At 39.8% G+C, this 20,458-nt stretch carries 17 protein-coding genes; 5 read left to right on the top strand and 12 right to left on the bottom strand.

Features of this window, described 5'->3' with window-relative positions:
- Nucleotides 1–22 precede the first annotated feature (22 nt).
- Nucleotides 23–223 (bottom strand): YwbE family protein, encoded by a 201-nt coding sequence (locus M1D52_RS06495; protein WP_013668314.1) that lies wholly within the window; start codon nucleotides 221–223, stop codon nucleotides 23–25.
- A gap of 31 nt (nucleotides 224–254) precedes the next feature.
- Entirely contained in the window at nucleotides 255–626 is a 372-nt protein-coding gene (locus M1D52_RS06490) for a response regulator (RefSeq protein WP_437391868.1), read from the bottom strand.
- Nucleotides 627–1,269: 643 nt separating this feature from the next.
- On the opposite strand from M1D52_RS06490, the gene M1D52_RS06485 reads away from it, so the two are divergent.
- Entirely contained in the window at nucleotides 1,270–2,832 is a 1,563-nt protein-coding gene (locus M1D52_RS06485; RefSeq protein WP_437391867.1) for a sensor histidine kinase, read from the top strand.
- Nucleotides 2,807–3,163 carry a response regulator gene (locus M1D52_RS06480; RefSeq protein WP_013668317.1) on the top strand — a complete coding sequence of 119 codons (357 nt, stop codon included), beginning with the start codon at nucleotides 2,807–2,809 and terminating at the stop codon, nucleotides 3,161–3,163. The genes M1D52_RS06485 and M1D52_RS06480 overlap by 26 nt, the downstream gene beginning before the upstream one ends.
- A gap of 8 nt (nucleotides 3,164–3,171) precedes the next feature.
- Here M1D52_RS06480 and M1D52_RS06475 read toward each other — a convergent pair whose 3' ends face one another.
- The 10 genes from M1D52_RS06475 to M1D52_RS06430 all read right to left on the bottom strand — a co-directional run bounded on the left by M1D52_RS06475 (nucleotide 3,172) and on the right by M1D52_RS06430 (nucleotide 16,601).
- On the bottom strand, nucleotides 3,172–4,161 hold the full coding sequence (locus M1D52_RS06475; RefSeq protein ID WP_165447012.1) for a glycosyltransferase family 2 protein: 990 nt from the start codon (nucleotides 4,159–4,161) through the stop codon (nucleotides 3,172–3,174).
- 21 nt (nucleotides 4,162–4,182) lie between these two features.
- Entirely contained in the window at nucleotides 4,183–5,133 is a 951-nt protein-coding gene (locus M1D52_RS06470) for a glycosyltransferase family 2 protein (protein ID WP_013668319.1), read from the bottom strand.
- A 38-nt stretch (nucleotides 5,134–5,171) separates the two neighbouring features.
- On the bottom strand, nucleotides 5,172–5,756 hold the full coding sequence (locus tag M1D52_RS06465) for a DUF4199 domain-containing protein (protein WP_013668320.1): 585 nt from the start codon (nucleotides 5,754–5,756) through the stop codon (nucleotides 5,172–5,174).
- A gap of 6 nt (nucleotides 5,757–5,762) precedes the next feature.
- Nucleotides 5,763–6,434, bottom strand: coding sequence for a hypothetical protein (locus M1D52_RS06460; RefSeq protein ID WP_130856502.1), 672 nt, complete (start codon nucleotides 6,432–6,434; stop codon nucleotides 5,763–5,765).
- Between the two features lies 1 nt (nucleotide 6,435).
- Nucleotides 6,436–7,707 carry a dihydroorotase gene (locus tag M1D52_RS06455; RefSeq protein ID WP_437391865.1) on the bottom strand — a complete coding sequence of 424 codons (1,272 nt, stop codon included), beginning with the start codon at nucleotides 7,705–7,707 and terminating at the stop codon, nucleotides 6,436–6,438.
- A 266-nt stretch (nucleotides 7,708–7,973) separates the two neighbouring features.
- Nucleotides 7,974–9,245 (bottom strand): glucose-1-phosphate adenylyltransferase, encoded by a 1,272-nt coding sequence (locus M1D52_RS06450; RefSeq protein WP_013668323.1) that lies wholly within the window; start codon nucleotides 9,243–9,245, stop codon nucleotides 7,974–7,976.
- A 1-nt stretch (nucleotide 9,246) separates the two neighbouring features.
- Nucleotides 9,247–10,668: a glycogen synthase gene (locus M1D52_RS06445; RefSeq protein ID WP_437391864.1), complete on the bottom strand. Its 1,422-nt coding sequence runs from the start codon at nucleotides 10,666–10,668 to the stop codon at nucleotides 9,247–9,249.
- 12 nt (nucleotides 10,669–10,680) lie between these two features.
- Nucleotides 10,681–12,591, bottom strand: a complete 1,911-nt coding sequence (glgB, locus tag M1D52_RS06440) for a 1,4-alpha-glucan branching protein GlgB (RefSeq protein ID WP_437391863.1) — start codon at nucleotides 12,589–12,591, stop codon at nucleotides 10,681–10,683.
- 143 nt (nucleotides 12,592–12,734) lie between these two features.
- Nucleotides 12,735–15,182: a glycoside hydrolase family 31 protein gene (locus tag M1D52_RS06435; RefSeq protein ID WP_013668326.1), complete on the bottom strand. Its 2,448-nt coding sequence runs from the start codon at nucleotides 15,180–15,182 to the stop codon at nucleotides 12,735–12,737.
- Between the two features lie 153 nt (nucleotides 15,183–15,335).
- Nucleotides 15,336–16,601, bottom strand: a complete 1,266-nt coding sequence (locus M1D52_RS06430; RefSeq protein WP_437391861.1) for a condensation domain-containing protein — start codon at nucleotides 16,599–16,601, stop codon at nucleotides 15,336–15,338.
- A 391-nt stretch (nucleotides 16,602–16,992) separates the two neighbouring features.
- On the opposite strand from M1D52_RS06430, the gene hisG reads away from it, so the two are divergent.
- The 3 genes from hisG to hisC all read left to right on the top strand — a co-directional run bounded on the left by hisG (nucleotide 16,993) and on the right by hisC (nucleotide 20,398).
- A complete protein-coding gene (gene hisG / locus M1D52_RS06425; protein WP_437391860.1) occupies nucleotides 16,993–17,844 on the top strand; it encodes an ATP phosphoribosyltransferase in 852 nt (283 codons plus the stop codon).
- A 131-nt stretch (nucleotides 17,845–17,975) separates the two neighbouring features.
- Nucleotides 17,976–19,274, top strand: coding sequence for a histidinol dehydrogenase (gene hisD, locus M1D52_RS06420; protein WP_013668329.1), 1,299 nt, complete (start codon nucleotides 17,976–17,978; stop codon nucleotides 19,272–19,274).
- Between the two features lie 59 nt (nucleotides 19,275–19,333).
- Nucleotides 19,334–20,398: a histidinol-phosphate transaminase gene (hisC, locus tag M1D52_RS06415; RefSeq protein WP_013668330.1), complete on the top strand. Its 1,065-nt coding sequence runs from the start codon at nucleotides 19,334–19,336 to the stop codon at nucleotides 20,396–20,398.
- The last annotated feature ends 60 nt before the right edge of the window (nucleotides 20,399–20,458 follow it).

Here is a 20,458-nt window from a genome sequence, read left to right as displayed (position 1 = left end):
CACCCGCTTAGTATTTATTCTATTAATCTTCCAAGATTTCGGCAACTCTTCCGATCTGCCCATCTTCGAGTCGAACTTTAATTCCTCTGGAGTGAAAGGTGGCCGATGTTAAAATATCCTTGACATAGCCATAAGTAATGTTCCCCGTACGCTGATCTTTCTTCAAGATAATCCCTACATTTTGTCCTCTAAAAATTTCCTTACGATATTGTCCGTTGCTCATACCTTTCTAAATATATTCAAGTATACACTATTTAGGCGACTTCATCTTTATACAAATATAATTCGTCCACTAAATGCAAAAAATGCATTAGCTCAAATGGTTTCTTCACGTAGGCTTCTGCTCCACATCGCTCTTTAATTTTTGCTATATCATCGGAAGCGGATACCATCGCAACCGGAATATGGCTTGTTAACGGATTCTGCTTTAATTCCATGCACAAATCACTACCCCACATCCACATGAGGCGTTCATCTAGTAGAACCAACCCAAACTTTCCGATTCTCAAAATACTGTGCATATTTTTTCCTGTATCTATTTTAACATTGTAGCCCTCCGGTTTTAGTATATCCGCAACCATTGCCGCGAAATCCGTATCGTCATCTACACAAAGAATATTCTTCATTTTAAATCCTATTTTTTGATAATCATCAACTCGCATATTTTATCACCTACTTTAAGCGGTGGTTTATGCAAGTATATCAGTCTTACTTTTAAAATTTTGAAGCGGGCAAAGCCACAATGACCAATCGTCATTCACTGAATAGACGCTTCTTTTATTAATTTATTCCGATATAATCCAAAACAACAATTCCATACGTGTTTCTATACCCATTCAAGAAATAATCGTATTAAATTATTTTTATAACGTTGGCCATCGCAACGTCAGTATGTCTTGTTATCAAATATTCAACCAAAGTCTCAGCTTTAACCCACAAAACAAGCCTTAAAAACACTCAACAAGTTGATTTTTAAAACCAAATCCATTTATCATTTTTTTGTTAATTTTTTGTTCACGTTGAACAGGCTCATTTATCAACTGTCAATCCCTCCCCCTGCATGATTTTCCATGATATTTTTTTCCATATTTAATTTGTATAGAATGTGAGCAATTCAAGCATCTTTCGTTTACGTAAATTTACCATTAAATGACTTTGGTTTGAAGTTTGTAATATTAAGTTGTAAATAGAAAGTTGGGGGAGTTTGACTACTTTATTATACAAAACATCTCCTATTTTGCTAGGCATAGGATACTATACTGTTAATGTATGAAGCAAATTGACGAAAATAAATTTTCATTTTCCGCTCGTGCTTACAATAGGGAATTGGATCTGCTACTAACCGCTTTAGATACTACAAAAGTCGGTGTAGTGATAACCGATTGCTCACAGCCCGATTATCCCATTGTCTATTGCAACAAGGCATTTGAAGAGCTCACTGGCTATTCGCGCAATGAAGTTATTGGCCATAATTGTCGTTTTTTACAAGGCAATGATGACAACGAAGAACAAAAAAAAGTCATCAAAACAGCCTTGCATCTGGGGCAGCCATGTGAAATAGAAATAAAAAACTATAAAAAAGACGGATCTCTATTTTGGAATCAACTTCGCTTACAACCAATAAGAGACGAGGAAAATAATGTTACTTATTATATTGGTGTTCAAAACGATGTTACTCGCTTAAAACTAACCAATCAGCAGCTCCGAGTAGAAAAACTTAAAGTAAAAAAAACGTTAGTTGAACATGACAACAATCTATCGGAAGATGAAGGTCTCCTGACGGCCGTAATAGACACCGTTAGGGATTCCGTGTTGATTTTGACGGAGAATCTTCATATTATAAAGGTCAATAGATCTTTCCTTAAAACTTTCCATATTGCCGAGGACGAGGTACTGGACCAGCATATCCTGGGCATCGACAACGGGAAGTGGAACACTATGGGGCTACAAAACCTCGCTGAGCAATTAAACTCAAAAAAAACAAGCATAAAGGATTATTTGTTGGAAGACTTTCCAACTCGTGTCGGAAAAAAAGTATTGAATTTTGATGCTCATTTTATATCACACACGACTAATGCAAACATCATTTTAGCGATTAGCGATATAACGGAGTTACGGGAGCTCGAGAAAAGAAAAGATGACTTTCTAAGTACAGCCAGTCATGAACTTAAAACTCCGTTAACAGCCATTACAGCGAGTTTACAATTAACACAACGGATGCTTCCTCCTGATGCAAGCGAAACACTTAAGGGAACACTCAATAAGACAAAATCTTATGTAGACAAATTGGAGCATCTGGTTATTGACCTCTTGGATGCATCCAAAATTAAAACCGGAAGAATAGAACTTACCAAACAGGCATTTGACTTTGACGCAATGATCTTAGAGGTCGTAGATAAATTACGAGGAAAATATCATGATAACCATTTCGAGGTTCAGGGAGCAGCAAGTAATTATTATATAGGAGATAGACTGCGCCTGGAGCAAGTCATCTTAAACTTATTAACTAACTCCATTAAATTTTCCCCCGTCAATAGATCAATTAATATACATCTTTCACGATTAAGTGATTTCATAAAAGTTTCAATTACCGATTATGGTTTGGGTGTAGACCATCAATATCAGAAGAAAATATTTGATTCTTTTTATCGGGTGGACGAAATACAGAAACAGTATCCCGGCATCGGTGTCGGTCTGTATATAAGCAACCAGATCATAAAAAAACATAAAGGAACCCTTTGGGTTGAAAGTACAATCGGAGAAGGCGCCACCTTTAGTTTTACATTACCCCTAAAATACCAAGATCATGATAAAGAAAATTATGATATGTGATGATGATGAAGGCATATTAGACATTACGGGCTTATTATTGGAAAGCTATGGATATCAGGTATTACTGGAGTCCAATAGCTCACGTTTGCTTCCAAGAATTTCATCGGAAAAGCCCGACTTGCTGTTAATCGATATCTGGATGCCCTTATTAATGGGGGACGAAATTGTGAGAATTTTAAAGAACAATAAAGAAACTGCTCACTTACCGATCATTATGTTTTCCGCTGGCAGAGAAAGCGAACGTATAGCATCCGAAGTTGGTGCTGACGATTATATAGCAAAACCTTTTAATATCGAGGATTTAAACAATAAAATCGTTGCGCTTGGATAAATTACTTACTATTTTTTATTTAATATCACCTTTTTCCAAAAATCCTGCATGAATCCCAAACCATAGGCAGTTAATTGAATCATAGCAGCTACCACACCAAGGCCCGCCACCCTAAGCGACTTGCTCTGAGACCAAGCGTGGAAAAAAAGTAATAAGACATAGACCCCTAGCAGAAAATTACAACACCATGTAACTAATGGAATTCTAAACAAAATAAAACCTTGTAAAAAATTCAGTGCGACGGTAAAAATTAAAAATAGCGTAAAAAGTGCCGGAAAAAAATGGACAAGTTTCAGCTCTGAGGGAAAGTGTTTGTAAATATTAATTCTAGCTCTTCCAAAAAAATGAAGCTGTTTATAAAACTGACTAAAATCAGTTCTCCGTTTGTGATAGACAATGGCTTCGGGGATTAGGCCGATCTTAAATCCTGCTCTTTGAATCCGTATACTATATTCTATATCCTCCCCTAATCTAGTCAACTTATATCCACCAACGGCCTCCCACACCTCTCTGGAAACGCCCATATTGAAACTTCGAGGATGAAACTGCCCGATATGCTTTTTATTCCCTCTAATCCCACCGGTAGTAAGGGGCGATGTCATGGAATAACTAATAGCTTTCTGAATGGGTGTAAACGACGCATGTGCGGCATCGGGACCGCCATAAGCGTCCAACTTATGAAGAGATAGATAATCGTTAACCAGCTGTAGATAGTTAGCCGGAATCAAACAATCAGAGTCGAATACAATAAAGTAATCTCCCTTTGCACGTTCGAAACCAAAGTTTCGACTGAAACCTTGCCCTTCGTTGGGTTTGAAAAAATATCGAAGATTAAGTTTATCCCGGTAGCTTTCAACGATCTTCCCGGCACTATTTGTAGATCCATCCTCAATCACCAGCACTTCAAATTCAGGATAGCCTTGCTGCACCAGTGTAAACAGAAGCTCGTCTATTTCTTGCGGTCGATTATATAAAGGAATAATAATTGAAAAGAAAATCATGCGGAAAATAAAAGCTATCTAGATCACTTTTTCTATTTGATAATTATTTCGGTCATGTGCATTGCGCGAGACTAACTCAGCAATAAAGCCGGTTAAAAATAGCTGCGTACCTACTATAATTGCAACTAGAGCAATGTAAAACAAAGGTTGATCGGTAACATTTCGATAGGAGGTACCTTTCGATATGCTGATCAGTTTATCCGAAATCAGCCAAAGAGTCATAATAAAGCCTCCCATAAAACTCAGTACACCTAGACTTCCAAAAAAATGCATCGGTCTTTTACTAAATTTGCCAACAAAAAATATTGACAGTAAGTCTAAAAAACCATTGATAAATCGACTGAAACCGAATTTGGTCGTGCCATACTTCCTAGGATAATGCTTTACAACCTGTTCTTCTATTTTTGTAAAGCCTGCCCATTTTGCAATAACGGGGATATAACGGTGCATCTCTCCGTAAACCTCTATATTTTTAACTACATCCTTTCGATAAGCCTTCAGCCCGCAATTGAAATCATGTAAGTTATTGATACCTGAAACCCTGCGTGTCACCGCATTAAAAAGTTTGGTAGGCAGCGTTTTATTTAAAGGGTCATGCCTTTTTTGTTTGTATCCAGACAATAAATCCAGCTTTTCCTCTTTTATTCGATGAAAAAGAACCGGTATCTCATCCGGACTATCTTGTAAGTCAGCATCCATGGTGATAACAACATCGCCCGATGCAGCTGCAAAACCGACATTCAATGCAGCTGATTTCCCATAATTCCGCCGAAATTTAATGGCATAAATTTCAGGATAGGTTAATTTTAGCGCCTCAATTTCACGCCATGAACCGTCTGTGCTACCGTCATCTATCATAATCACTTCGTAACTGAAGCTGTTCTCATCATTTACCCGTTTAATCCAAGCCACCAATTCAGATAAAGATTCAACTTCATTGTACAAAGGTATGACGACAGATATATCCATGTGTTAATAAGCAATTATCAAATGATTTGTTTATCGGTTTATTCCTGAGGTTCTTCAGAGATTGTTTGAAATATGGGTCGTTCTTTCTTAAATAAAGCACCAAATATTAGAGCAATCACGAAAACAACAATAGTAGAGATCGCAAAACCACGCAACGTATTAACAATATTAACTTCACCTGCCTTTTCTATTTGCTCATCTATCTTTTCCAGTTGCGTGTCAATCTGCTCAGCATCAGCACCCGATTTCTCCATGTACTCAATTGAGTTATTCGCTATGTTACGCATATAGCGTTCTCTCATATCAGGCTCTATATACTTCTCAAAAACAAATCCGGAGACTGAGGAAATAAAGCTTGCCACAAGCAACATGGAAAAAACACCGATTACAGCTTGCTTAAAACTCCAATAGCCGCCGATAGTTCCTCGCAATCTAAATGTGAATAAAATAGCTAATACTAAAGGAAGAAAAAAGCCGGTGATGACCGGGCCAATAATGACCATCCAAAACGAGGAACTGGAAGCATAATAGTACATGGGAATAATGGTTAATACAATCATCAGTATTCCCACTACAATCCCTAACTTAGCTCCTTCTTTCCGTAATAAGCTGTTGTTTTCCATTTACTTTTAGTTTTTATTATAGGCCACTATAAGTGCATAAACCGCTGCGTCCATTGACGGATCGCCACTAGCTCTTAGATATTCGGTAAATTGGCTTTCCGATGGATTCTGTTCAGCAAAGAAGCTCATTATCGGATAAAACAGCCCAGCCAGCTCTTGCTCCTCGCCAAGATTAGCTGCTACTCGACTTATTTCTTTATAATTGCTCTCCACTAATATTTGGTTGGCAATCATCGGTTCATAAATACGATGTTCGTCTTGAAATTCATCTTCATCTACCAACAGGAATTCCTTTAGAAAATCACTTAACTCCGGCTCGATTTCCTCATCAATACATTCTCTTAAGTATAACAGTAAATTGAGCAACTCGGTTCCCCGATCTATAGTCTGCTCTTCAATATCTTCCCACTCCTCCGATTCGAGATAATCCTCTTCCAATTTTTCGACATCCGCTGCAAAAAAGTTCATCAGCAAGAGGTCGAACGCAATTTCCCTTAAATCTTCATAAGAAGGATAAGCGTCAAAGCATTCGTCTAACAAATCCACCTTTTGCATATAGCTCTCATCGCTATTAAAAGCTGCGAATAAATTCGTTCGAAAAACCTCGTTTGTTCCGTTTATCTTATCAAAAGCAGAAAGTGCAGCAGTTAATGCTTTCTCAATACGTGCGTCCATCATATTAATTTAGTGTACTATATACCTTATTATTATTCACCACCAAATTTACTTTGCCCATTAAAGTAGCGCCATAAAAAGGACTATTAATCGATTTGGAATAGTTTGTATTTATATCAAAGGTCCAATTTTCTTTCGGATTAAACAAAACTAAATTCGCAGCAGCTCCAACGGTCAAAGATGGCGTCGGAAGCGATAAAATCTCGCGCGGCCTTATTGAAATTTTTTCTATTATTAAATCGATTGATAATTGTGCCTCGAGTAGCAAAGGCAAAGTAGTTTGAAGGCCGATTATACCATTTTTTGCAATTTCAAACTCTACGCGCTTATATTCTACTTCATGGGGCGTATGCTGAGAAACAATCGCATCGATCGTACCGTCTAATAGCCCTTCTTTCAATGCCTGTATATCTTCTGCTGTTCTCAACGGAGGGCTCACCTTATAATTACTATCGAAACCGGCGACACGATCATCCGTTAAAACCAGATGATGAGCGGCGACGTCACAAGTGACCTGTATTCCCTTCTGCTTGGCTTCCCTTATCAGGGATACACTCCCTTTTGTACTAATTGTGCTAAAATGAATAGCAGTGTTGTGGTAATTAGCGAGCGATAAATCTCTCGATATCATCAATTCTTCAGCAAGCCCGGGATTTCCCTTCATTCCCAAATAGGTACTCATAACACCCTCATTCATTTTTGAGTGATTTGCAATCGAAGCATCTTCCGCAAAAGACATGATCAGTGCACCGAATCCCTTGCAATAGAGGAGTGCTCTACTCATTAGTTCTGCCTGTTGAATACTTTTATTGCCATTGGAAAAAGCAACAGCTCCCGCTAACTTCATATCATAAAGCTCTGCCAGATCATTACCCGTTCTCCCTTTACTTATAGCTCCAATCGGGTAAATAGATACCAGTTGATTTCTCGCTAAATTCAAAACCATGGATATCTCTCCTTTACTATGTAGGGCAGGCTCTGTGTTAGGTTGCATCGCTAATCCGGTAAAACCACCTGCCGCAGCAGCGGCACAACCGCTTTCAATCGTCTCCTTTGTCTCCAATCCCGGCTCGCCTAAATTTACGTTTAAATCGAAAAATCCCGGAGCCAAGTATTGTCCATTAGCGTCAATAACCGTTGCATCTTCGTCGTTTATGATATTCTTATTTTCAATGGCCTCGACCATACCCCGATTGATGAGAACATCTAGCGTTTGACCATTTTTTTCATGTCCGGGAAAGGCTAACGTGGCAGACTTTATCAGTATTTTATCCATGTAAAACAATACGTTTTTTGACAAATAAATATAAAGTGTCAGTGGCTTTCAGTGAAAAGCTTGACAACATCGTGCAAAAAGGGAAAAATTGTTTTAATATAACCGATGGGGTTATAAAACTCATTGAAGAATGAAGTACAATCTGAGGAACTTTCATTAAAAAACAAAAGTACAAAATAGTCGTTAATGCTAACGAATATTTTGTACTGAATTTGATGTGCCAGTTAGCTGATACGATCGTTAGCTAACTGCGAGTTGGCCGACAATTAACCGATAATCGTATTATCCGCAATCACGGCTCGTTTCTTAATAACGATAATGCCATCCTTCACCGTATAGGTTTCAAAGTCTCCATCCGGCAGATGTGGGCCACCTTTAATCTGTACATTGTTACCGATTGAACAGCTCTTATCTAAAATTGCAGTGTCAATATAGCAATCTTCTCCAACCCCAACAATGGGCTTGTTAGTTCTCTTTGCATCTTCAAGCTCTTCAAGGTTTTGATAAAAATCACTCCCCATCATATAGGTATTCTTGATAACCGTACCCTTCCCTATCCTAGAACGGACGCCGATAACCGAGCGTTCGATTTCCTTCGCGGCAATAATACAACCATCCGCCACAATAGCGTTATACAGCGTAGTCGCAGCCATTTTAGATGGAGGTAGCATACGGGGTCTTGTAAAAATACTCTGTTTATCAAAGAGGTTAAAGGCAGGTATTTCATCTGTTAGACCAATATTAGCTTCAAAGAAAGAATCAATGTTACCAATATCAGTCCAATAGCCATCATATTGATAGCTTATCACTTTCTTTTGATCGGTAATTGCATCAGGTATCAGTTCTTTACCGAAATCCAATCCCTGATTTTGTGTTAGCAGGTCGTTTAGTACCCCTTTACTAAAAACGTAAATTCCCATCGAAGCGAGATAAACCCTTCCCGCATCTTTCATTTCGTCACTTACCTCCGAACTCCAGTCAACAAGCAATTCTGTTTTAGGCTTTTCTATAAAGGAGGTAATATGCCCCTCATCATCAGATTTCAATATACCAAAAGAAGTAGCGTCCTTTGCGTTAACGGGGATCGTGGCAATGGTGATTTCTGCTTTCTTACTAATATGAAATTCGATCATCTCCTGGAAATCTATCTGATAGAGTTGATCGCCCGATAAAATAAGGATAAAATCATAATCGTGATTGACCATGTAACGTAAAGAGTGCCGCACGGCATCAGCGGTTCCCTGAAACCATTTATCTCCTTCAATCGTCTGTTCGGCAGCGATAATATCAACGAATCCTTTACTGAAAACACTAAAGTTATAAGTGTTTTTAATATGCGTATTTAGTGATGCCGAATTGTATTGGGTCAATACAAAAATTCGATTGAATCCCGAATTCAAACAGTTGGAAATAGGTATGTCGACTAAGCGATATTTACCGGCAATTGGCACCGCCGGCTTTGACCGTTTATCAGTTAAGGGTGCTAACCGGGAACCCCTCCCCCCTCCTAGCACGATGGATATTACCTTTGGAGTCATATTAATTAATTAGTTTTTTATATAAATCTGTATACTTGGCTGCCGATTTTTCCCAGGAAAAGTCGAGCTTCATTAATTTCTTCCTTAGGGCAGTCTGCTGCTTTTGGTCCGTTTGACGCCAAAAGTGCAAAGCGCGTTCAATGCCCTCGCAAACCCCGTTAACACTAATGTCATTAAATAAGACACCATACCCTTCTCGATCGATATCTACCACGGTATCTTTCAGCCCTCCTGTTGCATGTACTACAGGCACCGTTCCGTAACGCATAGCATACAATTGATTTAACCCGCAGGGTTCAACTCGAGACGGCATCAATAAAAAATCTGCACCGGCATATACTTGGTGAGCCAGTTCTTCATTATAACCAATAAACAAGGCCAAATGTTGTGAAAATTGTTCGCGTATTTTTAATAATGACGCTTCGATGCCCTTATCTCCTGATCCTAAAACGAAGAAATTAACCTCTCCTTCAAACCGTTCTAAAACAGATACGAGAACAGATGCTAATAGATCAGCTCCCTTCTCCAAAGCAAAACGACCGATGAATACGAACAATGGTAGACTTGCGTCCATACCGTAAGTATCACATAGGATGCTCTTATTACTTCCTTTACCCTTCTTAACAGCAGCTGGTGAAAAATTATTTTCAAGCATGGGATCGGTAGCCGTATCCCAAACCTCTGTATCAATCCCATTTACAATCCCATATGACTTCGTCCTTTCAGCCTCAAAAAGGCCCTCCAATCCATTGGCTCTTACGTATAACTCATGTAAATATCCCTCTGAAACCGTCGTGTAAGCCCAACAACATTTGATTAGGGCTGCTAAGGGGTTAATTAATCCGTTCCAATCGAGCAAGCCCCATCGCCACGTATCAAAAGTGGGCATGAGCGAAGCGCTATTCCAGCTTAGCCATCCCTGATACTGTCCATTGTGAACGGTGGCAACTGTTGGAACACCCTTTAACAAGTTAAATTGATCCACATTTTCAATATAAAATGGAATCAGACCTGCATGATGATCATGGCAGTGTATAATGTCGGGCCGTTGGTAAGTTGCACATAGCCAATCCAAAGCGGCATGTTGAAAAGCCAAGAATTGTTCGCTTTCATCCGGGTAGCTATATACTTCCTCCCGATCAAGTAAGCCAGGTATTTTTATCAATATTAACTCAAAGCCTAGCAGACTGCTGCGTTCTCGTAAAACGCTGTAATGGTAAGAGGAATTGCCTTGTTGGATGCTACCTTCGTGTAGAACTTCGAACTCATTATTCTGTACAAAAGTCTTGTTATAGAAAGGCATCACAACGGAGGATTCAATTCCAGCCTTCCGCTGATATTTGGGTAAAGAACCCAGCACGTCCGCTAAACCACCAACTTTGGCCACAGGATAACATTCCGCGGCGAAATGAATTACACGCATTTTTCTTTCGTTTTACCTTGTCCTTTTCAAAACTACACCACTTAATGGAGGTAGCGTAAACTTCGCCGAATAGGCCTTGTTCATCCAATGATAAGGTTCGGCTTTAATAGGCTCGCAGTTAATTCCACTTCCAAAATATACTTTATCGTCTGAATTCAATAGTACCTCATAAGTTCCTTTATGAGGAAGACCGATACGATAATAATATCGCACTACAGGCGTCAGATTTAATACAACAACCAAGTCATCCTTCTCCGATCGCCCTTTCCGATAATAAACAAGCACCGAATTTTCATGGTCACCCAATTCTACCCATTCAAAACCCTCCGGCGAAAAACTTTTTTCATATAAAGCGGGTTGCGTCTTATATAAATTATTTAAATCTTTCACAAAACGAAATAAGCCTTCGTGTGGCGGAAAATTGAGCAAATGCCAATCCAGCGATTGGTTGTAATCCCATTCCGCAGTTTGTCCGAACTCACCTCCCATAAATAAAAGTTTAGTGCCCGAATGCGTAAACATATAAAGATATAACGCCCGGAGGTTTGCGAAACGTTGCCATTCGTCCCCGGGCATTTTGTAGATTAACGAATGTTTTCCATGCACAACCTCATCATGCGACAAGGGAAGCATAAAATTCTCATGAAAGGCGTATACGGTACTGAAAGTTATCTGTTGATGATTATACTTACGATAAACGGGATCCTGTTTAAAGTAGTTCAAGGTATCATGCATCCACCCCATCATCCATTTCATGCCAAATCCCAAACCACCGGTAAAAGTAGGTCTACTAACTCCCGGCCAAGCCGTCGATTCCTCAGCAATTGTTTGCACATCAGCAAAATTTGCATAAACGGCTTCATTTAGTTCTTTAAGGAAACTCACCGCTTCCAAGTTCTCACGACCACCGTATTCATTCGGGATCCATTCACCTGCATTGCGCGAATAGTCTAAATATAACATAGAAGCCACCGCATCTACCCTTAAACCATCCGCATGAAATCGGTCCAGCCAAAATATTGCATTACTTATCAAAAAGGCCCTAACTTCATTTCGTCCATAATTAAAGATGTAGGAGCTCCAATCGGGATGATATCCCTGTCGTGGATCTTGGTGTTCGTATAAATGCGATCCATCGAATCGATACAACCCGTGAGCGTCCCCCGGAAAGTGTGAAGGAACCCAGTCGAGAAATACACCAATATCGTTCCGGTGCAGTTGCTCAATGAGATACATGAGTTCTTGCGGTGGACCGTAACGAGCACTGGCGGCGAAATAGCCGGTTACTTGATAACCCCATGAAGGATAGTAAGGATGCTCCATGATAGGCATAAACTCTACGTGCGTAAAACCGGCCTCTTTAATGTAGGGTACCAATTTATCAGCAATCTGCCCGTAACTTAATAAATGATCAGGATGCTCGGGGTCTCGCATCCAAGACCCCAGGTGTAATTCATATACAGATATAGGCCTATCCAAACCATTGTGAAGATGCCGTTTCTTCATCCAATCCTGATCCTTCCATTCATACCAGGTGGTACCGACTTTAGAAGCAGTTTTTGGCGGTGTTTCCCAAACTAAAGCAAAGGGATCTCCCTTTTCCAGATTTTCTCCGGTTGCCGTCTTGATAAGATACTTATAATTGGCCCCTAAAGGCACGTCAGGAATGAAGCCCTCCCAAATACCAGAGGCATCCCATCGAATATATAAGTGGTGCAAATGGGGGTTCCATCCATTAAAATCACCAATTACGCTGACTGATCGGGCATTAGGCGCCCAAACGGCAAAATAAGTTCCTTTTCTTTCCTCTTTTTCTAGATGATGAGCACCGAACTTTTCGTATAACTTAAAATGTTTTCCTGCTTTGAAAAGACTAACATCAAAATCAGTAAACAGTGAGAATACTTCAACAGTATTATGCATATAGTGTTTTTTTACAGTTAGGTGCGCTCTATAATGATTACTTTAGCTAAAAAGCAACCTGTCCGAACTTATTTCGGAGACACATTTCATTTCTACAAAAGAGAATATTGACCGTTACGTCAAACCTTCGCCCTTCTTACTCTTTATTCGACAACAATATTCCGGAAATCTTTATCAACCTGAATAGTAGGAACCCCTTCTTCTTCTTTCCATTCAGTAATTCGATTATCAACCAATATTCTATTTATTTCAAATGGTAAACCTATAAAACTCAGTTTATAAGTTTCATATCTCTCTGTAAACAATCCATCGATCGTTTGGTTTAAGGTTAAGCTATTTTTTTCGCCTTTTAGTACAATTTTTTTCTCAAGGTAAATCTCCTGTTCGTAGGCAAACGTATCGCCATGATCTTCATAAAGGAAAGAATTCACTTCTATGTCCGCGTAATAAACTCTTAGCTTTAAACTATCAACCTGCCGAAGGTCCACGTATTGCATAACAGGATACTCGGGAATTACGGCTCCTGCTTTGATAAATAAAGGCATTTCATCTAACGGCGTTGCTATATCGTGTTCTTCCCCCCCTTTTAACACCGTATCAGACCAATAGTGATACCAGTAACCCGCAGGTAGATAAACTTTTTTGCTCACTTGTCCAGGATTGACTACAGGAGAAACCAACACCTTATCACCAAAAGAAAACTCCTCCTCTCTTGGGATATTCGATTCTATTGCCTGCTCTAGCATAGAGATCGGTCTCAGAATCGGAAAGCCATACTGCGCATGTTCCCAAAAAACCGAATAAATGTAAGGTAGAAACTTATAGCGAAGCTCGATGAACTTTTTGTTGATTGCTTCTAGTTCCGCACCAAAACTCCAAGGTTCCCGCTCTCTTGTATCGCCGGCCGAATGTGCTCTCATAAAAGGTGAGAACACCCCAAATTGGATCCACCTAGTAAACAATTCGCCATCAGGTTCACCGCTAAATCCACCGATATCTGTCCCACAAAAAGACATACCCGATACCGAAAGCCGTTGGAGCTGCAGAACACCCAAACGAAGATGTTCCCAAGTAGCCACATTGTCGCCCGTCCAGACGGAAGAATATCGTTGAGTTCCGGCATAGGCCGCTCGGGTTATAGTGAATGGTCGCTTACCATGATTCAATTTCTTAAGCCCTTCATAGGTGGCTCGTACCATCTGCATTCCATATACATTATGCGCTTTGCGATGAGAGCCCCGGTAGCCGTCGTAGTTATGTCTCACATCGTTCGGGAATGTACCACGACCAAATACAGCCGGTTCATTCATATCGTTCCATACGCCGGCTACCCCGACATCAACCAACCCCTTGAATAAACCACCCCACCATTCACGTGTTTCGGGATTGGTAAAATCAGGAAACTGACATCGTCCGGGCCATACATGACCTTCCATAAAATAATCATCACCTCTTCTACAGAAATATTTGTTTTCTTTGCCTTCTTTAAATACCCAATAATTATCATCCACTTTAATACCCGGGTCTATAATAACAACCGTTTTAAATCCCTGATCTGCCAAGGTTTTGATCATCTTTTTTGGATTTGGGAAATAATGTTTATTCCAAGTAAAGCAGCGATAACCATCCATGTAATCGATATCGAGATATATGGCATCGCAGGGAATATTTCTGGATCGAAAACCTGCCGCTATTTCGTGTACTTTGCTTTCCGGATAATAGCTCCATCGGCATTGGTGAAATCCCAAAGCCCACAAGGGAGGTAAATAGTGAGTACCTGTAATACTATGATAGCGCTTCACGACGTCCATCATATGGGGGCCATGAATGTAATAGTATTGTAGCTCACCTCCCTCCGACCAAAAGCTGGTTTGGTCATGTTTTTCAGCAGCAAAATCAAAATAGGTTTTGAACGTATTGTCAAAGAAAATTCCATAAGCCTCCCCTTTGTTCAATCCAATATAAAAAGGGATACTTCGATACAAGGGATCTTGATCAAAGGAAAATGAATAGGTGTCTGAATTCCAATTGGTCAATCTTTTACCACGCAAATTTAGGTGCGTGGGTTTATCGCCTACACCATAAAAAGCTTCTTGCTCTTCCGCAACTTTGGTACAATAAACATAATACCCCCCAAAATCCGGATTTTCTTCCCAATGCATCGGCGTGTGATCCCGATTGATAACCTGTCCTTCACGGTCCTGAAAAGATATCAAGAAATCCTTTTTATTGATGACGCAAGTCACAGTATTAGTACTTACGCTATAAGTATCCTCTTCTTCCTGAAATGCGTAAAGCGCTACATGTTGATCAGGATTTGGAACTGCATAAGAAAAATCGTCTAAAAATTGGCTATGGGGTGCTAGCCTAATCCGTATGATTTCATCACTTACCACCTTTACTTCTACAGCGGCAGAACCATCTGTAAACACGTAACTATTACCTCTTTGTACATATCCTGTGATCTTTTGAAGATACTTTTTCACAATCTGCGGCAAATCCAGTACCGGGTTATTAACATGTTGTATACCGGATTCTAACGTCTCTTCCTGAATCGGTTCAATTGCATCTTTATTAATTGTCTCAGCCATATTCCGTCAATTTCAAATTTATATAGCCAATGTACAGTATTTGCGGTATGAATGCAATAGTCTGAAAACGATTTATAATTGTTTCATTTATACTGGATATCTACGACGATCTGCCCTAAGAATTGATGTCTTTTTTTACCGCTTTTTTTACATTCACTTGGTCAAAAGAGAAGTCCGAATAATTTCAAGCGCGCGCGTTTGAAAGGCTCGTGCCACAGGATAAGACAGGAAGTTTTCGTCTGATGTAAACATAAAATCGATCTGTCCCTTAAAGCTGGTAATGGATAAGGTAGAAGGATTACCCAAAGCAAAGAGACTAGCTGGCGCGTACAAGTTTTCAATGGCAAGTGCGCCGTAGTGCTCCTCCAATTGAACACGTCCCATATTTGAAAAAGTAAAGGCGTGCGTCCCTTTGTCTTTCTTTGCATAGTTGGTTATTTGCGGTATTAACGGCGTGAGCCCTTCACTAAAAACCAACGTATCATAAACCGTTAATTTTTCCATACGTTTTGCTAATGCAACCTTTAACATCTCCGCTTGTTGCCAAATGTTTCGAACGGAACTTTTTTTCAGATGTAGGGGAACCATTGCAGGAAAAGCAAAGAGCATGTCATTTTTTACTTCCTTAATAAATCTTCTCATATCGATCGAACAAAAGAGTTTTACACATCGCCTTCTGCCATCAACATCACCATAAGCTGTCAAAAATACGGCGCTCAAAAAGGTGTGGATAGAAAGTCCTTTAAACTTGCATTGTTCAAGAATCGCTTTTGATTCTTCTTTGCTTAAATTCCAATGAATAAAATAGGGGTTACATCGATTGATTTCTTTCTTAAAGGCGGCAAAGCGTAATGCCGTTTTTACTATCATTGGAAGGCATTTGGCGATAAACCTGTTACCCTTATTACGTTTTACATGCTCCGGGATAAAATCGAGCACAGACGAAAATTGGTCATAGCTACCAATATCCATTGCAGGATTCCCTAATACACAGAGGGTCTCATTCATTAAATTCAGCACGGATCTGCCATCACAAATACAATGATGGCCAACAAACATTAAGTCTGAAAGATTCTCGCCTCTAATCCACACAACACGCAAAAGTAAGCTATCAGTGGCATCGAAGGGGGCGAGACATTCCCGCACGAATTCACTTTTCCAATCGTCGTCGGTAAGACGGTCAATAACTCGGACTTGAATATCTTTTTTTATTGTAGCTTGGACAAAATAGGGCGCACTGCTAACATCTTGCTCAATGTGAACATTTAAAAGAGGATGTCTCCGTTGTACTTTATCGAGAGCCGCCTGTAAACATGCCTTACTAAAGCTTCCACGAATCGTAACCGTCGTAACGACATTATTGGCAATGGCACCGCCAGCATATAAAGTTCCTTCCAGAAAAGTTAATTTTCTTTTCATTTGCTTATAATAGGCTATGGGACCAAACTAATAGGCAAGGTCAATGTCTCATAACATGAGGCATTCATCCCATATTTAATGTGAAGATAAGTAAAAAACCTAAAAAGTGAAGTACTATCGTTTTTGTTACACATGAATTTTTGCTAATAAAATTCACCTTTTATTTGCAAAAACAAAATTGAATCCTATATTTGCAACATTCTTCTTAACAAAGAAGTTCAGAATAAGAAAATGTTAAAAGTCTTCACACATCACGTACATTTCCATCATCGCCCTTGCGGCGATATGTAATAAGTATGTTTCTACGTGAAGCAGTTAAACCCCGATTCATTTACTTTTTTATATTCATCTGCATGTGCTTTGATACATGTAATAAAATATTATACTATCCATGTCATCCTTAAAAATAGCTATCCAAAAGTCGGGTAGATTAAACGAAAAATCTGTAGAGTTATTAAAAAACTGTGGCCTAACTTTCGAAAATTATAAAAGCTCACTCATATCTTCCGTATCCAATTTTCCACTGGAAATTCTTTTCTTACGGGATGATGATATACCGGAGTACGTTCAAGATGGGATCGCCGATTTAGGTATTGTCGGTGAAAATGTGATTAGTGAAACTGAGGTCAACGTACATTTTTTGCAACGCCTTGGTTTTGGAAAATGTACTTTGAAGATTGCCATACCAAATGAAAGCGAATTAGTACAAATAAATGATTTAGAGGGGCGAGCCATCGCCACTTCTTACCCCAACATCCTAAAAAAATACCTTTCTGACAATCAAATTAATGCAACGATTCGCACCATATCCGGATCAGTTGAAATTTCGCCGGGATTAGGATTAAGTGATGCTATATGCGATATCGTTTCCACAGGAGGCACCTTAAAAAGTAATGGCTTAAAACCTTTTGCTGACGTTATGTCATCGGAGGCCATCCTAATCGGCAAAAACGGAATCGAAAAAGAAGAGACTGTGAAAGAGCTAATGCAGCGAATTCAATCCGTTTTGAAGGCAAAGGAAACTAAATACGTTGTACTTAATGTGAAAAGAGAAAATCTTCAAATAATAGTAGACCTGCTCCCCGGCGTAAAAAGTCCAACGGTGGTGCCTCTTGCCGAGGAAGGTTGGGTAGCCGTCCATACGGCCATACAAGAGCGTGACTTTTGGGAAAAAATAAATAAACTCAAAGCCGCCGGTGCTCAGGGAATTGTTGTCATGCCCATTGAAAAGATTATTATGTAATTGGACCCAAGATATTGGTAGCAAGACATATGTAGCAAGATGCAAGACAACCGTATAAGAAAGTGAAGAAAAATAACGTCTACCTGTCCTGATACTTTCGTCTTGATACTTTATCCTAATACAAGTAAAGCATGTTAAACACATATAACTATAAGGAGCTTTCCCCTGATGCGTTAAGCCAGCTGATTATTCGCAATACAGATCCGGCTCATACCATTCAGGAAACGGTTGACAATATTATCCAAAATGTCCGACAGAAGGGCGATGCCGCACTGTTTGACTTTACGGAACGGTTCGACAAAGTTAAACTGGATCGTTTGTATATTGAAGAGGACGATATTCAGTTACTAGCAACCAGCATTGGTAGAGACCAGCAAAGGGCGTTGGAAATCGCTTTTAACAACATTTACAAATTTCATCAAAATCAATTACGTAAGGAAAAGAAGATCGACACGATGCAAGGCGTCACGTGTTGGAGGGAGGCGCGCCCCATTGAGCGTGTAGGACTTTACGTTCCTGGTGGGTCGGCTGTACTTCCAAGTACTTTTCTTATGCTTGGTGTCCCTGCTCGAATAGCGGGATGCAAAGAAATTGTCGTATGTTGCCCCCCACAAGCCAGTGGACTTATAAATGGCTATATTGCTTATTGTGCATATTTATTAAAAATTAAACGGATTTATCTGGTCGGCGGTGCCCAAGCGATCGCCGCAATGGCATATGGCACTGCAACCATTCCGAAAGTTGACAAGATTTTCGGTCCGGGCAACCAATTTGTAACAAAGGCTAAAACCATTGTACAAGCTACCACGAATACGGCGATCGACATGCCTGCCGGCCCCTCGGAAGTACTCATTATAGCTGATAAGACGAGCAATCCTATTTATGTAGCAGCCGATCTGCTTGCACAGGCTGAACATGGAAAAGATAGTCAAGCTATCTTGGTTAGTGATAGTGAATCCCTTATAGAACAAGTTAATCAAGAGCTAGCTAAACAGGTAGAAGCGCTCCCAAGAGTTGAAATAGCTAAAGCGGCCATCGCTCATTCCTATGCCGTGCTTTGCAGTGATTTAACACAAGCGATGTCGTTCAGCAATGCCTATGCCCCGGAGCACTTAATTCTTGCGCTCGATGACTGGCAATCTATTATAAACAAAATAATCAATGCCGGATCGGTTTTCTTAGGGCACTTAACACCTGAAAGCGTGGGAGATTATGCTTCAGGAACGAATCACACGTTACCGACAAGTGCTTATGCAAAGGCTTATTCCGGTGTGTCAGTAGATTCTTTTATTAAAAAAATAACTTTTCAACACATTACGCCAATTGGAATAAACCAATTAGGTCCTACCGTTGAAATATTGGCAGAACTTGAAGGGTTACACGCACATAAAAACGCTGTAAGCGTTAGATTAAGGCATAAAGCTGAGTAGCATTTTTTTACCACCCCTACGGGTGGCAAGCTTTTTACATTTTACTTTTTACTTTAAAAATGACCATCAACATTCAAAACCTGTTAAGGGACAATATTAGAAAGCTTACACCTTATTCTTCCGCTCGTGACGAATTTAAAGGAGAAGCTTCTATCTTATTAGATGCAAATGAAAATGCATTTGGTTCACCTTTACCTGTAAATTACAACCGATATCCGGACCCGCTACAATTAAACTTAAAGGAAAAAGTCCGCCAAATCAAAGGTGTTCCTACGGAACATATTTTTGTTGGCAATGGAAGCGACGAAGCAATTGACCTTCTATTGAGAGCCTTTTGTCGCCCGGGTATAGACAATATTATTATCGTTCCGCCAACCTATGGAATGTATGAAGTATCCGCCAATATCAATGATGTTTTAATTAAGCGCGTCCCGCTGACGACAGAATTCCAGTTAGACCTTAATAGCATAGCTGAGACGATCGATGAAAACAGTAAAATTATTTTCATCTGTTCGCCCAACAATCCTACCGGGAATTCGATCAATAGAGCAGATATAGAAACGCTGTTGAATAACTTCAACGGTATAGTAGTGGTAGATGAAGCCTATATAAACTTCGCCAAACAACGATCTTTTATACAAGAGTTGACAGAATATAATAACCTGGTAGTGCTGCAAACGCTTTCTAAGGCTTGGGGATTGGCGGGATTGAGAATAGGAATGGCTTTTGCGGCCCGCGATATCATTGATGTGCTTAACAAAATAAAGCCGCCATACAACATTAACGAAGCGTCTCAAACACTTGCAATACAAGCTCTTGAAAATGTAGACGAAATCAACACATGGATAAAGACTACCGTCAGAGAAAGAGAGAAATTAGTTAAAGACCTCTCAACGCTCCCGCTTATACAATACATCTATCCTTCGGAGGCAAATTTCATCTTGGTAAAAATGACTACCCCTCGGGAAATTTACAAATACCTTGTTGAACTAGGCATTATTGTACGCGACCGATCGTCGGTCATATTATGCGAAGGATGCCTACGTATAACTATAGGCACTCCCGAAGAAAACCAGCAACTCTTACATGCACTTCGCACGTATCCGTTGGTTAATGGTCAGTAGAATAGTACTTTTGGATAATAAAACAGAAAGCTAAGCAAACACAACGGTGGCGTGCTTGGC

The organism is Olivibacter sp. SA151 (genome assembly GCF_054130995.1).
This window is presented reverse-complemented; position numbering and strand designations above follow the sequence as displayed.

What these genes read in the sequence shown, in the direction of transcription:
- M1D52_RS06455 (WP_437391865.1), bottom strand. Translation starts at nt 7,707, where the DNA reads ATGGATAAAATACTGATAAAGTCTGCCACGTTAGCCTTTCCCGGACAT.
- M1D52_RS06490 (WP_437391868.1), bottom strand. Translation starts at nt 626, where the DNA reads ATGAAGAATATTCTTTGTGTAGATGACGATACGGATTTCGCGGCAATG.
- M1D52_RS06485 (WP_437391867.1), top strand. Translation starts at nt 1,270, where the DNA reads ATGAAGCAAATTGACGAAAATAAATTTTCATTTTCCGCTCGTGCTTAC.
- M1D52_RS06460 (WP_130856502.1), bottom strand. Translation starts at nt 6,434, where the DNA reads ATGATGGACGCACGTATTGAGAAAGCATTAACTGCTGCACTTTCTGCT.
- M1D52_RS06430 (WP_437391861.1), bottom strand. Translation starts at nt 16,601, where the DNA reads ATGAAAAGAAAATTAACTTTTCTGGAAGGAACTTTATATGCTGGCGGT.
- M1D52_RS06465 (WP_013668320.1), bottom strand. Translation starts at nt 5,756, where the DNA reads ATGGAAAACAACAGCTTATTACGGAAAGAAGGAGCTAAGTTAGGGATT.
- M1D52_RS06470 (WP_013668319.1), bottom strand. Translation starts at nt 5,133, where the DNA reads ATGGATATATCTGTCGTCATACCTTTGTACAATGAAGTTGAATCTTTA.
- M1D52_RS06450 (WP_013668323.1), bottom strand. Translation starts at nt 9,245, where the DNA reads ATGACTCCAAAGGTAATATCCATCGTGCTAGGAGGGGGGAGGGGTTCC.
- M1D52_RS06445 (WP_437391864.1), bottom strand. Translation starts at nt 10,668, where the DNA reads ATGCGTGTAATTCATTTCGCCGCGGAATGTTATCCTGTGGCCAAAGTT.
- M1D52_RS06480 (WP_013668317.1), top strand. Translation starts at nt 2,807, where the DNA reads ATGATAAAGAAAATTATGATATGTGATGATGATGAAGGCATATTAGAC.
- M1D52_RS06495 (WP_013668314.1), bottom strand. Translation starts at nt 223, where the DNA reads ATGAGCAACGGACAATATCGTAAGGAAATTTTTAGAGGACAAAATGTA.
- hisG (WP_437391860.1), top strand. Translation starts at nt 16,993, where the DNA reads ATGTCATCCTTAAAAATAGCTATCCAAAAGTCGGGTAGATTAAACGAA.
- M1D52_RS06435 (WP_013668326.1), bottom strand. Translation starts at nt 15,182, where the DNA reads ATGGCTGAGACAATTAATAAAGATGCAATTGAACCGATTCAGGAAGAG.
- glgB (WP_437391863.1), bottom strand. Translation starts at nt 12,591, where the DNA reads ATGCATAATACTGTTGAAGTATTCTCACTGTTTACTGATTTTGATGTT.
- hisD (WP_013668329.1), top strand. Translation starts at nt 17,976, where the DNA reads ATGTTAAACACATATAACTATAAGGAGCTTTCCCCTGATGCGTTAAGC.
- hisC (WP_013668330.1), top strand. Translation starts at nt 19,334, where the DNA reads ATGACCATCAACATTCAAAACCTGTTAAGGGACAATATTAGAAAGCTT.